This is a genomic window from Flavobacterium aerium (genome assembly GCF_030766725.1).
Taxonomy (GTDB): Bacteria; Bacteroidota; Bacteroidia; order Flavobacteriales; family Flavobacteriaceae; genus Flavobacterium; species Flavobacterium aerium.
The window spans coordinates 74,060-89,764 of record NZ_JARQWR010000003.1 but is presented as its reverse complement, the minus strand read 5'-3'; the positions used below and the strand labels follow the sequence as shown (position 1 = coordinate 89,764).

The 15,705-nt window shown below is 33.1% G+C and carries 11 protein-coding genes; 6 read left to right on the top strand and 5 right to left on the bottom strand.

The window, feature by feature from the left end; translation table 11 throughout:
- The first annotated feature begins 50 nt into the window (after nucleotides 1-50).
- Nucleotides 51-1,313, top strand: a complete 1,263-nt coding sequence (locus tag P6733_RS04890) for a gliding motility-associated C-terminal domain-containing protein (RefSeq protein WP_306350533.1) — start codon at nucleotides 51-53, stop codon at nucleotides 1,311-1,313.
- Between the two features lie 140 nt (nucleotides 1,314-1,453).
- Here P6733_RS04890 and P6733_RS04885 read toward each other — a convergent pair whose 3' ends face one another.
- Nucleotides 1,454-5,926, bottom strand: a complete 4,473-nt coding sequence (locus P6733_RS04885) for a fibronectin type III domain-containing protein (protein WP_306350530.1) — start codon at nucleotides 5,924-5,926, stop codon at nucleotides 1,454-1,456.
- Between the two features lie 579 nt (nucleotides 5,927-6,505).
- Between P6733_RS04885 and P6733_RS04880 the strand changes: the two genes are divergently transcribed.
- A complete protein-coding gene (locus tag P6733_RS04880) occupies nucleotides 6,506-7,726 on the top strand; it encodes a spondin domain-containing protein (protein ID WP_306350528.1) in 1,221 nt (406 codons plus the stop codon).
- 82 nt (nucleotides 7,727-7,808) lie between these two features.
- On the opposite strand, the gene P6733_RS04875 is transcribed toward P6733_RS04880, so the two are convergent.
- The 3 genes from P6733_RS04875 to P6733_RS04865 are packed head-to-tail and all read right to left on the bottom strand — an operon-like array spanning nucleotide 7,809 to nucleotide 10,276.
- Nucleotides 7,809-8,435 carry an alpha-ketoglutarate-dependent dioxygenase AlkB family protein gene (locus tag P6733_RS04875; protein ID WP_306350526.1) on the bottom strand — a complete coding sequence of 209 codons (627 nt, stop codon included), beginning with the start codon at nucleotides 8,433-8,435 and terminating at the stop codon, nucleotides 7,809-7,811.
- Nucleotides 8,422-8,868: a DUF1810 domain-containing protein gene (locus P6733_RS04870; protein WP_306350524.1), complete on the bottom strand. Its 447-nt coding sequence runs from the start codon at nucleotides 8,866-8,868 to the stop codon at nucleotides 8,422-8,424. The genes P6733_RS04875 and P6733_RS04870 overlap by 14 nt, the downstream gene beginning before the upstream one ends.
- 28 nt (nucleotides 8,869-8,896) lie before the next feature.
- Nucleotides 8,897-10,276, bottom strand: a complete 1,380-nt coding sequence (locus tag P6733_RS04865) for an exonuclease domain-containing protein (protein ID WP_306350522.1) — start codon at nucleotides 10,274-10,276, stop codon at nucleotides 8,897-8,899.
- A 153-nt stretch (nucleotides 10,277-10,429) separates the two neighbouring features.
- Between P6733_RS04865 and P6733_RS04860 the strand changes: the two genes are divergently transcribed.
- Entirely contained in the window at nucleotides 10,430-11,194 is a 765-nt protein-coding gene (locus P6733_RS04860; RefSeq protein ID WP_306351134.1) for an XRE family transcriptional regulator, read from the top strand.
- Between the two features lie 11 nt (nucleotides 11,195-11,205).
- Here P6733_RS04860 and chrA read toward each other — a convergent pair whose 3' ends face one another.
- Nucleotides 11,206-12,534 carry a chromate efflux transporter gene (chrA, locus tag P6733_RS04855; protein ID WP_306350520.1) on the bottom strand — a complete coding sequence of 443 codons (1,329 nt, stop codon included), beginning with the start codon at nucleotides 12,532-12,534 and terminating at the stop codon, nucleotides 11,206-11,208.
- 480 nt (nucleotides 12,535-13,014) lie between these two features.
- On the opposite strand from chrA, the gene P6733_RS04850 reads away from it, so the two are divergent.
- The 3 genes from P6733_RS04850 to P6733_RS04840 all read left to right on the top strand — a co-directional run bounded on the left by P6733_RS04850 (nucleotide 13,015) and on the right by P6733_RS04840 (nucleotide 15,529).
- Entirely contained in the window at nucleotides 13,015-13,770 is a 756-nt protein-coding gene (locus P6733_RS04850; protein ID WP_306350518.1) for a LuxR C-terminal-related transcriptional regulator, read from the top strand.
- A gap of 136 nt (nucleotides 13,771-13,906) precedes the next feature.
- A complete protein-coding gene (locus tag P6733_RS04845) occupies nucleotides 13,907-15,016 on the top strand; it encodes a hypothetical protein (RefSeq protein WP_306350516.1) in 1,110 nt (369 codons plus the stop codon).
- A gap of 12 nt (nucleotides 15,017-15,028) precedes the next feature.
- Nucleotides 15,029-15,529: an SEL1-like repeat protein gene (locus P6733_RS04840; RefSeq protein WP_306350514.1), complete on the top strand. Its 501-nt coding sequence runs from the start codon at nucleotides 15,029-15,031 to the stop codon at nucleotides 15,527-15,529.
- The last annotated feature ends 176 nt before the right edge of the window (nucleotides 15,530-15,705 follow it).

Here is a 15,705-nt window from a genome sequence, read left to right as displayed (position 1 = left end):
AAATACTGTGTCTATATATTGGGACACAGTATTTTTGCTAAATAAATATGATGAAAAATAAATTTTTTATACTTAAATATCCTGCTCCATACTATGTTGTTGCTTCTTTTTTATTAGGCTTCAATATTCAAAATACAAATGCACAATTAGCCAATGCATCACGAATTAAAGTGAGTAATGGTACGATGATGTCTGTTCATTTTGATTTTGTAAATAAAGCATCGAGTCGTATAGTGAACGATGGTGAACTGTATATTTTTAACGATTGGCGGAATGATGGGAAAGTAGATTTTACACCTGCTTATCAGGGAACAACTACTTTTATGGGAGATCAAGAGCAAATAATAAATGGAAATGCTTCGGGTCTTACGGGTACAAAATTCAAGAATGTTATATTCGATAATACAAGTAGCCCTGTTCCATTTACTTTAGCGAGTGATATCGCTGTATTTGGAAATGCAGATTTTATAAAAGGTATTATAGAGGCTGATACTAATGAAGGGAAAATGATTTTTGCAGAAAATGCAGATCATAGCAATTGTAGTAACGATAGTTTTGTTGATGGAGAAGTACAAAAGATAGGAACATCAATTTTTATCTACCCAGTAGGAGATAATCAATATTATCGTCCGAATAGTATTGGAGAGTCAAATTTTACTACAGATTCTTATACCGCACAATATTTCCTAAAGAATTCGAATCTAGATTATCCACATGCTAATAAACAAAATGAGATTACTATTATTAATGATAAGGAATATTGGAATGTAACCAAAGAGAGTGGGAGTACATTAGTGGCCTTGACATTAACATTAAATGATGCTACAACACCATCATTATTTTCCAATCCTACTACAGGTTCTACAACGGTTCAAATAGTACGATGGGATGATATTACTTCAAAATGGGTAACCCAAGGTGGAATAATGGATGTTGGTCATACTATGATCACGGCTCCTATTACAGGCTATGGTATTTTTACACTAGCACTAGTGAAAGAAAAAGTAGATGAAGATTTAGTTTTTTATAACGGATTATCACCTAATGGTGATGGTAAAAATGAATTCTTTTATATCAAAGGAATCAATAAATTCCCTGACAATTCGGTGGAGATTTACAACCGTTGGGGTGTTTTGGTATACAGTGCAAAAGGATATAATGAAAGCGATAAAGTATTTAATGGTTATTCAGAAGGCTACTTAACACTTGATTCTTCTAAAAAGTTACCTATGGGAACCTATTTTTACATCTTAAATTATAAGAAAGATGCTAAAAAAATTAAACGAACAGGTTACCTCTATATTAATAACTAATAGAAAGTAAAATTATACTAAAAATCTATAATAATTTTGAATTTCAGCAATGAATAGATTGCAGTAGAATCAAAAAAATAAAACCATCAAAACAACATGTTTTGATGGTTTTTGCATTATAAAAAAGTAAGATGAGTAGATTATTGTTTGATGATTTTAATCATTTTTATTTTTCCTTTAGCATTAATTTGAACAAAATAAGTTCCAGCAGCAAGGCCAGATAAATTAAGCTGAGATTGATTAGCATTCACTGTTTTTTGAATCAGTTGCTGTCCAATGGAATTAAATACATGTACACTCGTAATATTCTCTGAATAGGAAAGATTCAGTATATCGAGTACAGGATTAGGATGATAACTGAAATTTTGATTATCAAAAGAATCAATCCCCAATGTTCCTGTTATCGTTAAAGTATAAGCCGTACTTTGTGGCGGTGCTAAGGTTGAAATAACAATATAATAAGTTTGACCAGCCGTTACAGTAAATCCATTAATATTTATAGGTCCACCAATAGCATTATTTACTGCACCAGCAACACAAGTATTTCCAATTAAATCACAAGCTGTATATACAAATACACCCACATTACTTTGTGTTGGATTTAATCCAATATTTATAGTTCCTGCTGTTGTAGCATGATATGCATATACCACATCATTTCCGTTTAAATAATTAGTCGTTATTCCACAAGAAGCACCCGCAATTCCTTCATAATGATCACCATAGTTTAGCGTATTATCAGTAGTAGTATACGGTAAATCATTACTATTAACCTCAATAGCCGTTTCGCAGGTACCACCCGATTTTAAGGTTTTAAATACCATTGGATTAGACCATTCACTTGTCGTTGCGGTAGAGCAAATAGCCCTTACATATACTTCATATTGTGTATCAGATTGTAAACTATTGAGAACAGCTGAAGTTGCAGTACTGTTTGTACCAGTAGTAGTTGGTATTCCCATTCCTACAGGTTGAATAGTATATTCCCAGTTGGTTTCTGTGGACCCTGCTGTCCAAGCAATTGTAGCACCCGATGTAGTTATGGAGTTCGCGATAAGAGTACTAGGCTGTAAACAGTTGCCTGTTGTAGTAAATTGTACGGGATCGGACCATGCGCTAGCAATAGTAGCAGTACAAGTCGCTCTTACATAAACTTCATAAGCCGTATTTTCTGTTAGATCCGTTAAAGGAACTGTAGGCGAAGGCGTAAAAATTCCGGCAGTAGTTGGTATTCCAGTTCCTACAGGTTGTATGGTATATTCCCATGTTGTTTCGATTGCACCAGGCGTCCAGGAAATTGTACTTCCAGTGGTTGTTATCTCAGTTACATTTACGGCAGTAGGTTTATTACACGGTAATTGAGTCGTGAAATTGATAGGTCCTGACCAGTTACTGGTAGTACTAGCGGAACAAATAGCCCTTACATAAACTTCATAGGAAGTATCCGATAATAAATTATCCAATGGAACAGTAGAAGTAGTTACGGTAGTTCCTACTATTGTAGGTAATCCAGTCCCTGCTGGCTGTATTGTATATTCCCAAGCCGTTTCGCTTGCGCCAGCTGTCCATGAAATAGTAGATCCAGAAGAAGTAATTGCTGTAGTTGTTAAAGCAGTAGGAGCATTACACTCATTACTATTTTCTACTACAAAATTATCAATGAAGAAATGAATATCAGGTGAATAATCAATTGTTTCAGTATAAAAGGCAAATTTTACAATACCAGAATATCCTGTTAAAGGGATTTCTTCGGTTTGACCAGTATGAGAAATAGGTGTAGTAGCATTATAAGTTTTAAGAACATTTGAGTTAGACCAAGTTGTACCACCATCAGTTGAAATTAAAACTTTAATAATATGCGTACCTAAGCCATTCGTTGCTGTAGAGCTGAAACGCTTTGTCAATGCCGTCATATATTTTAATGTAAAAGGAATACTTCCATCCCCTAAATCAATTGGATTTGAAATTAACCAATCCTGAGAAGGGCCATATAAATTAATTGCGGCTGCATTTCCTGTTGGGCTAGCATCATTATTTGCAAAATTAAAATGGCCAATCCATTTTACATCATGTAAATTTGGCCCATCGGCTAAGCTGTTTTCTGCTTCAGACCAACACGCAACTGATCCTGTTGCAAAACCAGTGTAAGTTGAAAATGTTTGTACAGCAGTTGGAGCCGTTTCTGGTCCACAAATGGTTTTAAAATGAATGGGTTCAGACCATGCACTATGGTCGGTAGGGCTACATAGTTCTTTCACATAAAATGAGTATTCTGTAGAAATTGCTAAATTTTGAAGTGTATAAGGCATCGTCACATTTTCCAAAACAGTTCCATTACTTGAAAGAAAACCTTTCGGACCGTACTCAATACTATAATTATTTCCATTACCAACCCATGAAAGTTGAGCGGAGTTAGCAGTAATATTAGTGACAGATAAAGTAGAAGGAATTGGGCAAGAAGAAGTAGTTTCTAATGTAAAATCATCAAAAGCAACTTCCTGTGAAAATCCTGATGAAGAATTTAAACGCATAGAAAAATAGTAATTTCCTGTAACTGTAGGTAGGAAAGTTCGGGTTACTTTTTCATATTGATCGGAATTTTGAGCAATTGTATACGATTCTCCTAATTGGACGCGGGGTATTGATAAAGCATTATTTGTACTGAATATATCAACGGTAGCGACAGAATACCCACTTCCCTGAACGTAAAAAATAAAATCATAGGATTGACCTGCTTCTAGTTGAAATGCAGGAGTATGTATGAAAGCATTGTCTGTTGAAGCCGATGTTAGTAAGTATTTTGTACCCGTTCTCGGAGAATTGTAATAAGCAGTATTCGACGTTTTCCAGTTTCCCTTTTCTTTTCTCCAACAAGAAGGAAATTGTGTTTCACCAACGGATGTTAACGATTCAAAACTATCATTCCAAGGTAATGTTGTTATTGCATTACAAGCGGTTTGGAAATTAGAAGCTTCAGACCAAGTTGTACCACAATTTTGCTTTACATAAAAAGTATAATGTGTATCTGGATTTAATCCGTTTAATTCATAATTATTGGTTATTCCAGTTACAGAAGTTCCTGAGCCAGCTCCCAGAACAAATCCAGTAGGTCCATATTCAATATCAAAAGAAGAACCTGTACTTGTCCAGGCTAATTTTGCTGAAGTTGGAGTTATAGTAGAAGTGATTAATTGAACGGGCTCTTCGCAAGCAGGTCGTGCTTCCCAAATAACATCATCAATATATATTCCTGTAGCAGAAACTAATCTGAAAGCTAATACATTATTAGTTCCAGGTGCAGTTTCCAATCGGGCTATTTTTTCTTGATAAGTTGAAGCCGTTACTGTTTGAGTTGATACGGGAATAAAAGTAGTAGCGTCGTCTGGATCTGTTAGATATCCTATTTCGATTATGCCATTGACATTGGATGATAATCCATAGGTGTCTTTTCTAGCTTTAAAACGAAGCCTATGAGTCGCTGTACCAGCATTTGTTACGGGTCTTATCTTTACGGTTGTTTTTGCAAATGAAGAATAAGATCGCATGTACAACGCTAGATTACCTATGAGCTCATCTTCTCGAATCGAAGCCATACCTGTTGTACCTACTTTATTCCAACAAGAAGGAAATGAATTAGTCTCAACTCCTGTAAAAGTTTCAGAAAATTCTGTGACAAGCGTACATAAAGTTTTAAAGGTATAAGGGCCAGACCAATCACTTTTACCATTTATACCACAATCTTGTCGTACATAGTAAGAATAACTTGTTTCTGAATCCAAACCTTCAAGATCAAAAGGATTATTTACTCCTGAAATTAATGCACCAGTACCCATTGTAAAATTTTCGGTTCCATATTCAATATCGAATAGTGTACCTGTACTATTCCAGGATATTCTGGCAGTGGTATCGGTTATGTCAACGGCTATCAATTGTGATGGTTCCTCACAAGGAGGTAATTCTTCCCAACTAATATCATCAATGTAAACTGCACTTCCACCAGCATTTGTATGTCTAATGGCCAGCGTAGTATTGCTTCCGGGTACCATTCCAAGATTTACTTTTTGCTCTTCATAGGTAGATTTTTCTGCATTCACTTCCATTACTTTAATGAATGATCCCAAATCTTCAGGATTAGTTAAATAGCCTATTTCTACAAATGTATTGACATTGTAGTAGCTAGTTTGTTTTTTAATTTTAAAGCGCAATCGATGTGTTCCTGCTCCAGCATTACTAAGCGGTTTCATTTTTACTATTGATTGACTTGAATAATAACCAGTATCGAGGTATAAAGCTTTTGATTCATCCTCCTCGTTATCTTCGTCATTAGTTGTTATATAGACCGAGCCAAGTTTATCCCAACAGCTAGGGAATTCATCTAGGGTATAACTTTCAAAATTTTCTGTAAATTCTGTTACAGGCGAACAATCAGATGTGTTTAAGGGAGCGTAATTTTGTGAATAGGCAATAGAATTATTTAAATGTAAGGTGATTAATAGTAGTAAAAAATTGAGTTTGGATTTACATTTTTCCAAATTGACATTCAGGATGGTTTTTTTCTGAGAGACAATTTTTTCGGATAAATTCAAATGAATTTTCGCGGTATTTTTTTTCATTATTATTCTAGTTTATTAGGTTACTATTTTGTGCATGCAAGTTAAAAATAAATACTATTCTTATTTAGATTTAATTAAAATAACTTTTAATAACAAAATTATTGACCAATTTATATTGAGAAAATAGTGCACAGATTTAGGCAGATATAAACGATAAATACGTATGGTTTGAGTAGGATGATACTATTCAAAAATGATTGAGAATTGACCAAAAAAGAATTTTAAAAAGTTGCCTAAAAAGACATAAATTGACTGTTTTTGGTTCTTTATTTTGGGCTAAAATTATTGTTTTTTGACTTTTTCAAGCATTTTTATGAAAAATATGAATGGATACGTTAGCGGTAAAAAGAATACCAGTTAAAATGGGAATCAATCTTTTTAAACTCTGATTTAAAACAATTTTTCTTATGTAAGAATCGATCTGTTATGTACTCGTGAAGACAATATTTATTCATCCGCGTAACACAACAATTGTTTTCAGGTTAAAATAAATTTCAAATTTTTTGTCAGGATTCAAAAGAATCATCGTCTAAAATTATAGACGGACAAATTATAAATAAATTTAAATTTTAAGTAGTTATGAAAAACAAATTTTTACCCCTTGTAATGTTATTGATAGGATCATGCATAGTTTCCTGTAATGATAATGATGATACATCAGTTATTGCACAAAGCTCTACTATAACTTTTGAGAATAAGATTGTACCAAAAGATTTTGTGCAAAGTGGAACTTTTAAGGGAATTGGTGATGATGTAATTATGGCTCCAGTTGTTTTGCCAGGACAATCAATTAATTTTAAATTTAATGCAGGAAAAACACAATCCTTAATGTTTGCTACCATGTACGGTGCTTCAAAAGATTGGTTTTTTGCACCAGAACATCCTGGGTTAAAATTATATGACACTGATGGAAATGCAATAACAGGAGATGTTTCGGCTCAAATTAAATTATGGGATAACGGTACAAAAGATGATGTAACTGGAGACATTGAAGATAAGGATATTGCTATGGTTCCTAATGTTGATGCTTCACAACTTATGAAGTTAGAATTAGAATACAATGCCAGTACTTCCGAATTTACACTGATTATGACCAATACATCGGGAGGAACAATGAATGAAACTCCTTTCTCGCCAGGTGTTTGGGCTGTTTCAAATTTTTTAGGTGGAAACTTATTGAATAATATGCCTTTTTTTAAACCAGGACAAAGATCAAATATTGAAATTACGGCTATTGCAGAAATGGGTAATAATGAGTTATTAGCCGTAAAAACAAAAGAAAAAACAGGTATTATTACAGGGCTTTCTCCAGTATTGGTAGTAGTGTATTCGGGAGATATAAATCCAATTTATGAATTGGGTAAAAAAGATGAAGGTAAAGGATTGAAATTCATTGCTCAAATGGGTAATGTTTCAACTTTAAAAGAAAATTTAATTAACGTGGCAGGTGTAAAAGGAGTGTATGTTGCAGGAAATGCGCCAATTGGTCCAGGCCAAAAAGAATCAGTACAATTTGAATCTACAACAGGAGATAAAATAGCATATGTAACGATGTTTGGATATTCCAACGATTGGTTTTATGCAAATGAACCTATCATTTTTGCAAACGAAAAAGGAGATATAACCAATAAAACATCCCTTTTTGATGATGGAACAGGAGTAGATCAATATCCTGGAGCAGGGAACAATCAGGCTCTTTTTGGTGGAACTCCAGCATTAGAAGATGTTGTAATCAGTAAGGTTGGAGATGATTTTCCTGTACCGGAATTAACAGAGGTAATAAAAGTTACAATTGAATAATTTGAGATAAGATATTTGATGTTTAAAAAAGCCACTCATTAAGAGTGGCTTTTTTATAGGATAAGAGATGATTTGAATGAAGTTAGGCTTTATTACTAACCCTACGGAAGGTTAAGTTAATCCGAGGTAATATTTTTTTAGTAGTTTTCGGAACCTGATGTTCCCAAAAACTGTTTGTAGTTCCTGCCATTAGTAAAAATGAACCGTGATGTAATGGAATTTCAACTTGTGGAACATCCTTACGGAATTTGTGTCTCAATCGAAACAGGCGTGTCTCTCCAAATGTTACTGAAGCAATGATAGGATTAATACCAGATTTGCCCGTCTTATCACTATGCCATGATACACCATCTTGTCCATTTCGATACAAGTTTAATAGCACAGCATTAAATTTTAAATTGATTTCCATTTCAACTCTATGACGGATGTCACAAAGATCTTTGGTAAGTTCTAAAGTTGTGGGATTGGTTCTAGGATTACTTTTATCTTCAAACCAAGAAATCATCCTTGGCGCAGTAACCACTTTATCATACATGGGCATATTATATTCACACCAATGGGTATCAGTTAATAAAGCATTATAATAATAATCTGATTCTTCTTTATTGAAAAAATTATCAATCAGTATTACATCAGCATCGGGTAAATCAAAATTTTTCCTGCCACCAGTACCGGAACTAAATAGCTCTGTATCCTCAAACAGTATCATTGGAAAATTTATTTTTAAGTAATAATTGGAGTGTATATTCGTCCTGTAAACCATCGAAGTATTTTTCAATCACTTGTTCAAAAATGGGATTAGATATAGTAATCCCTGCAAACAAAGTCATGCATGATCTGAGCTTCATATAATCAGACTGTCCAAAAATCTGTAGCGCAGTTTTACCTTTTAATTGTAATAGGACAGTTGAAATTTCAATAAGATGCTTGCCTAATACAGGATGTGAAAGATATTGTTTTGCTTCCTCCAAATCTTCGATCCCATAAAAATTAGAACTCTCACTAAAATCCAATCCCTTGATCTGTGGAAATACAAACCACATCCAATGCGTTTCTTTGTGCCCTTTTTTAATTTCTAAAAGTGCTTTTAAGTATACCTGATTTTGTGCTTCTAGGAAGCGAGTTAATTTATTTGAATCCATATTGTCCGCATTTGTAGTGATACTAAAGTTATAAATCGATCTGTTTTATCTGAGAAACTTTGCCCGGATATTTTTTTGCATAAGCATAGATTAGTTGCATGATGTAATGATTACTCTTATAGGAAGTGACGTAATCTTTAATCTCTGCTGGTTCAGTAATTCCAATATCTGATGTAATATAACCCATCCCATAAAAGTGACCGTTTTCAACCCAGATACAACTGCGTTCTGTTGCAGTTCTACCTTTATCGATAATAAAGAAGCTAGGCCTGTTCTTTAAAATATAATCAATAGCATTTTCTATCTGGTCATTATGAGATTCAACATCAGGCAGATTTGTAAGATCCTGTTGTACGGGGACTTCACCATCTGTGAGAGTACAATATTTGCAAAATCTATAATCAATCTCAAATTTTTCTGCCAGACTTTGTAGCACGTTTATACCATCATACAGACTATTGAAAACCTCAATACAGGTTTGGAATTTATTGACTTTGCCAATTGCTAGATATTTGTAACCATTGCGCGCCTCATATTCATAAATCCCAAATTTTGCTTCGAAGCGTTTCAATGCCTTGTTATAAGTTGGCCAAAGTTTCTTAATCTCTGTGCACTCTAGCAATAGAGCCATGAGTTCAGTAGCACAAACCTCAAAAGAAATGGCATATATATCCCTTAAAAAATGCTGTCTTTGAGGGGTAATTTTATGACCGCTGAAATGGGAAGCCACACGCTTTTTTAAATTGACAGCTTTGCCTACATAAATAACTTTTTTAGCCTGATTATAAAAATAATATACGCCTGGTTTTTCAGGTAATTGCTCAAAGTCAGCAGGAGGTAAATTTGGAGGTAAACGCTGATCTAGCGCTGTCATTTTTACCATTTCGTTAATTTTTCCTTCCTCATCCCATTGTAGCAATTGAGAAAATAATAGGGCAGTAGCATCGGCATCACCACCAGCTCGGTGTTGATTCTCTATAGGTATATTCAGTGAATTACAAAGCTTTCCAAGACTGTAAGAGCTAAGTCCCGGTTTTATTCTTCTGGCAGCACGAACGGTACATAGTTTTCTAGCTGTCCATTTAAAACCGGCTTCCTCCAGTTGATGGCGAACAAATGAATAATCGAAGTTAACATTATGAGCGACGAAGATACGGTTCGTAAGCATTTCAAATACTTTCTCTGATATAGCATCGAATGTTGGCGCATTCCGTACCATTTCATTATTAATACCCGTTAATGCAAAGATGGGAAGAGGTATTTCCTTTTCTGGATTTACTAATGTTTCCCAACGGTCAATAACATTTGTACCATCATGAATTATAATTGCAATTTCAGTAATACAACTACCACTAGCATTACCGCCTGTGGTCTCAATATCTACTATGGCATATTCCAATTTTTTCATCTCTATATAGCGTAAGTACTATTCTTATTCTTGTTGATTGAACAATGTGAAATATCTTATTATCATTGTCCATTCATTTTATATAATACAAAATTAGTACAGATTGTAACAAAATTAATTATATTTGTTGTTACAAATTATAACAAAATAAATATGTCTTTATTTTCCGATAACATTAGAAACCTTAGAGTAAAAGGGAAGATTTCACAGGAAAAACTTGCTGAAAATCTTCTTATTACACGAGGGAGGTATGTGAAGTACGAGGATGGAACTTCAGAAGCACCTTATGAAATACTCAAACGAATAGCTCAATATTATAGGGTTAGCATTGATATTCTCCTTTGTGTGGACGTCAGGAAAATAAGAATGGATGAATTAGTCAAGCTAGATAATAATAGGCTTTTACTTCCTATTATGGTAGATAGTAAGGGAGAAAATCTCATTGAAATTGTTACTCAAAAAGCAAAGGCGGGTTATACGAATGGTTATTCAGATCCGGAATATATAGAAAACCTACCCCGTATTTCGTTGCCGTTTTTAGGACCTGGGCTCCATAGAGGATTTACTGTTGAAGGAGATTCTATGCCTCCACATAAAGATGGTGATGTTATTGTGGGCAAATATGTAGAAAAACTTGGTGAAGTAGTAGATGGTAGAACCTATATAATCTTGACAAAAGAGGATGGTATTGTTTATAAAAGACTAAATAAAAATGGTAAAAATGTACTAATGCTCGAATCAGATGAATCCTTTTATGCTCCATACGAGGTTAAGGCTTCAGAAATCGATCAGATATGGGAATTTAAGTGTAATCTTGGTAAGAATGATCGAAAACCCATTGGTTCTGTTCCGGGAAGTGTTGAAGAAATGTTCATGGAACTGAAAAATGAAATTAAGGCATTACGAGCTTCCAGTTAGATTTAGTTTTTTTAAAACATCATAAAATAACGTAAGAGACCATACAAGAGGCTGATTAATATGAGATATAGCATATTTAGTTTATACTTAATCAGTAAAAACAGAGATACTATAACCCATCCTAATGCCATCCAGTCAAAATTAGTTAAAGAAATCATTTTGCCTGAAAACAAAATGCCTTCTCCAAGATAAAAGGCAAGATTTACAATAACGCCAACAACAGCAGCAGTAACTAGTGATAATACAGCTTGTACGCTTTGGTTTTTTTGAGATTTTTCAATCAATGGAGCTCCCATAAAAATCATCATAAAATTGGGCAGAAAAGTGAAATAACTGGCTGCTAGAAGTCCAACAGTTCCCATGAGCAAAGAGCCATTAAAGTGATTTAATCCAGCCATAAAACCAACATATGATAATACAATAACCAACGGCCCAGGTGTTGTTTCGGCTAATGCAAAGCCATCGATCATTTGCAGTTTCGATAACCAAGCCAGTTTATTGGTGACCAAATTGGCTACATAGGGGATAACCGTATAAGATCCTCCAATAGTCAAGAATGCAGTTTCGGTAAAAAGCAATGACAGCTTTTGCCAAAATAATTGATCCACAAGTAAAAATGTTAAGCATAAAAAAGGGATAAGCCAAAGAATAACAAATATCGAAAATTGTTTTATTATTGTTTTTAAAGAGGTCTTATAGGGTGTTTGATTACTATTTACGTAATATAAATCCTCATGATTATCCATTCTATTCTTTGCTTTCTTCGATACCATAAATCGAGGAGCAATTATATTCATTAGAATAGCAAAAAAGATAACTCCAAGGATTATCCAAGGTGTTGGAATATGTAAAAAATAAGAACAAATAAAGGATGAAAAAGCAACGAAATAGTGTAAAAAGCTAATTAGTGATTTCCCACCTACTTTCCACGTAGCATAGATGATGATGGCTAACACCGCGGGTTTTAAACCATCAAATACAGAGGTTAGTAAAGGAGTATTCCCATAAAGTGCATAGATAATGCTCAAGCATAATAAGATAAGCATAGAAGGTAAAACAAAGAATACACCAGATATAATACCACCTCTAATGCCATGCAGCTTCCATCCCAGATAAATGGCTAATTGGTGGGCTTCTGGTCCCGGTAAAATCATACAAGCATTTAGTGCAGAAAAAAATTTGCTATCACTAACCCATTTCTTTTTTTCAACCAGAAAATCATGCATAATGGTTACATGTCCCGTTGTGCCACCAAAACTAATCCAACCTAGTATAAACCAAAAACGTATTGCTTCCGAAAAATTGGGCTGTTGAACTTTATTCTCTTGTACTGCTTGCATTTAGGGGGTTTTTGCAACTCGGTTTATGAGTGAACCAAGATGTTTTTGGGATATTGAGATATGTTGTTTTACGCTATAAAAATAAGGATAATTTCTATAAAACTAAAATTATTTGAGAGGTTAAAATCAAAAAAATAAGCAAAAAAGGAATGATTTATAATCAAAAAAATGAAGTAAATAGATTCAAGAAATTATGTCAATTACGGCAGTAAATGAGAATTTATTCGGGAATTTTTCTAAATTTATGTGTATTTCGATGTCCATATCATAGTAAATGAGATTCTAAAAAGATTTAATTTTTTTTGCCATGAAATCACTTTTGTATATGCTATATTTTTTTATTTGTATTTTTGAGGTTGAATATGAAGAATGAAATGGCAGGATATATTCTAATACCAATTCTTAGTTGGGTCATCCAAGTATATAGGTGTCATATTTAATTAAGTTGTATGTTAATTTGTTAAATAAAATCCTTGCTCTATGAATTCTGAAATACAAACCCTCCATGATGTTTGGCTTTCTAATAGAACTGTTCAAACTACCCCTTCTTATCAAATATCATTTGATGAGCTAACAAATTCAATTATTAGCTCTGGACCATTCTCTTTCTATATTATCGACTTTTACGACATGTCGCTATCACATATCAGTCCTTCTATTTATGATATGCACGGATTTGACCCAGACACATTAACGTTTAATGATATACTTGGTGCTATTCACCCGGATGATATAGATTTTGTTATAAAATCTGAAGCATTTCTAACTACTTTTTTCTTAGAGAAAGTAGGTAGAGAAAAGTTGTTGAGTTATAAAATAAGTTATTGTTATAGGGCTCGATTAAAAAATGGAGAGTATACTCTCTTCAATCATCAAGCTTTAATGCTCACTATGGATGACAATGGTGGATATGGAAAATCATTAAACATTCATACTAGAATTGATCACCTTAGTAATCAAAACACATATAAGATTTCTCTTATTGGTCTATATGCAGAACCTTCATTTATGAATATAGATCTTAATGTGGATAATATGAATCTTAAGAAATTTTCTAAACGAGAAATAGATATTATTAAATTAATAAGTAATGGCTTAAACAATAATCAAATTGCTGACAAACTTTTCATAAGTGCTTTAACGGTTAAAAAACATCGCAGGAACATTCTCGCAAAATCTGAATCTAAAAATACGGTTCAACTCATTAAAAAATGTGTACTTAATGGTGTAATATAATTCACTTTTAAATGCTGAAAAATACTCCTTTAGGAGTATTTTTTTTGGTTTTTACTTACCGTAAATTTGTTAAATAAGAGAATCATTAGTAGTCTTTAAAACGTTCTTTATCGGACAAAATTTAAAAAATTGAGATATGAAAAAACTAATAGTATTATTATTTACGGTATTTACTTTTGCTACTTATGCTCAAGGTAGTTATTATGAGAAAGTTCATTACAGATCAACACCCGAGAGTAGTTGGGAAGGCATTGATGTAACACTTAATATTAAAATAACTTCATCAATAACATCTGGAGGTATAACATATGGTTTTATAGTCGACAATATTAAAATAAATAGTATAAAAATTAGAACTAAAGAAATTTCAGCTTCACAAATTCCTTTCAACGTCTTATCAAAATTAAAAGCAAGTATTAGTATTGGGAGTATTTATTGTGACTTATACAATGCTAGTTTCTTTCTGAAAAAAATAGATTTACCAAAAACTGTTGGTTGGGCCGAACTGCTTGAAGTAAATAATGAAGAAGGATATAAACAATCTGTAAAAAACAAGGTTACTGTTTTATATAATAGTGGCGCTTTTAATACTCAAAACCTAACACTAGTTACTTGTAACTACTTCATTGATGATAATTATAGAAAGACTATAGAAAAAGAAATCACAGATAATGGAAAAACAAAGACAGCAGTAAAAACTAAAACTTCAAACAATGAAGTAAAGGAACTTGGCTTGGTTATATCATCTAGTAGTACTTCACCTGAATCAAATCCCGATGAAAGTTCTTCGTTAAATACCGCTAAAGAAACATCTACGAATGAAATATCTGTTGCTAATAATATGTTTGCCGCCGAAAATGCAAGAAAATACAATGAACAGAAAGCAATAGTTGATGTTGCTACTGGTATTCTCGATTTGTTCAGTACATCACCTGAACAGGAAAGGCAATGGGCTGCGGAAAGAGAAGAAAAAAAGAGAATACTCCAGGATAAACAAGATTTTTTTGATGAGACTTATTTTAATCCATTGATTGCTAAAGCAAAAAAAGGCGATGAAAATTCTAGAATGATATTATACTTTGCAAGCAATTATCATGATATTGAACTCAAAGATGGAAAAAAATGGTTATTTGAAGCCGCAAAAAAAAATAATTTCAATGCAATGCTTGAAGTTGCAAACATTTTAATTCAAAAAGATAGTATTAAAGAAGCAATCACTATTATAGAAGAAGCAGCCAACTTATGAAGTGTTGATGCAATGGTAAAATTGGCTGATTGGTACGATAATAAATGCCGAAAAGCATATAGTTATACTTATGTAGGCGGAGAAAACCCTATAAAAGCTTTTGAATGGTATGAAAAGGCAGCAAGTAAAGATAGTCCTGTAGCAATGTATCGTTTGGGGATGATTTATAAATATTCATCAACACAAGATGGTAGTGAAAGCTATGCTTACGCTAAAAGAGTCCATGTGGAGTACGAAATCGCTAAGGATGAATCAAAGGCATTTGAATGGTTTTCAAAAAGTATAAATCCTAATTATGTAGAATCGTTATTTTCTACCTCAAAAAAAATAAAAACTAATTTTTGGAATTGGAAAGATACTTTTTCAGCAGCTAAAGCTTCTTTTTTTCACCCAGATTCGTATAAACAATTGGCTCTTTTTTATAAGCAAGCGAAAGTTGTTCCTAAAGATAAAGAAATGGCAAAAAAATTAGTGGTAGCTTATAAAATATATGTAAATATTAATAATTTCTAGACTATTATAATGAAAAATCAAATCGTAGTTACAGTGATTTTAATTTTTACAGGAACGTATTAGTGATGAAGTTTGTGAAAGGAGAATAATCGTTCACGTTTTAATATTTATATTTCTAGACTACAACCACGTAAAGAGTAGATTCTATTTGAGTTACATTCAGTATATTCCGTTTT

What these genes read in the sequence shown, in the direction of transcription:
- P6733_RS04890 (WP_306350533.1), top strand. Translation starts at nt 51, where the DNA reads ATGAAAAATAAATTTTTTATACTTAAATATCCTGCTCCATACTATGTT.
- P6733_RS04885 (WP_306350530.1), bottom strand. Translation starts at nt 5,926, where the DNA reads ATGAAAAAAAATACCGCGAAAATTCATTTGAATTTATCCGAAAAAATT.
- P6733_RS04880 (WP_306350528.1), top strand. Translation starts at nt 6,506, where the DNA reads ATGAAAAACAAATTTTTACCCCTTGTAATGTTATTGATAGGATCATGC.
- P6733_RS04875 (WP_306350526.1), bottom strand. Translation starts at nt 8,435, where the DNA reads ATGATACTGTTTGAGGATACAGAGCTATTTAGTTCCGGTACTGGTGGC.
- P6733_RS04870 (WP_306350524.1), bottom strand. Translation starts at nt 8,868, where the DNA reads ATGGATTCAAATAAATTAACTCGCTTCCTAGAAGCACAAAATCAGGTA.
- P6733_RS04865 (WP_306350522.1), bottom strand. Translation starts at nt 10,276, where the DNA reads ATGAAAAAATTGGAATATGCCATAGTAGATATTGAGACCACAGGCGGT.
- P6733_RS04860 (WP_306351134.1), top strand. Translation starts at nt 10,430, where the DNA reads ATGTCTTTATTTTCCGATAACATTAGAAACCTTAGAGTAAAAGGGAAG.
- chrA (WP_306350520.1), bottom strand. Translation starts at nt 12,534, where the DNA reads ATGCAAGCAGTACAAGAGAATAAAGTTCAACAGCCCAATTTTTCGGAA.
- P6733_RS04850 (WP_306350518.1), top strand. Translation starts at nt 13,015, where the DNA reads ATGAATTCTGAAATACAAACCCTCCATGATGTTTGGCTTTCTAATAGA.
- P6733_RS04845 (WP_306350516.1), top strand. Translation starts at nt 13,907, where the DNA reads ATGAAAAAACTAATAGTATTATTATTTACGGTATTTACTTTTGCTACT.
- P6733_RS04840 (WP_306350514.1), top strand. Translation starts at nt 15,029, where the DNA reads ATGGTAAAATTGGCTGATTGGTACGATAATAAATGCCGAAAAGCATAT.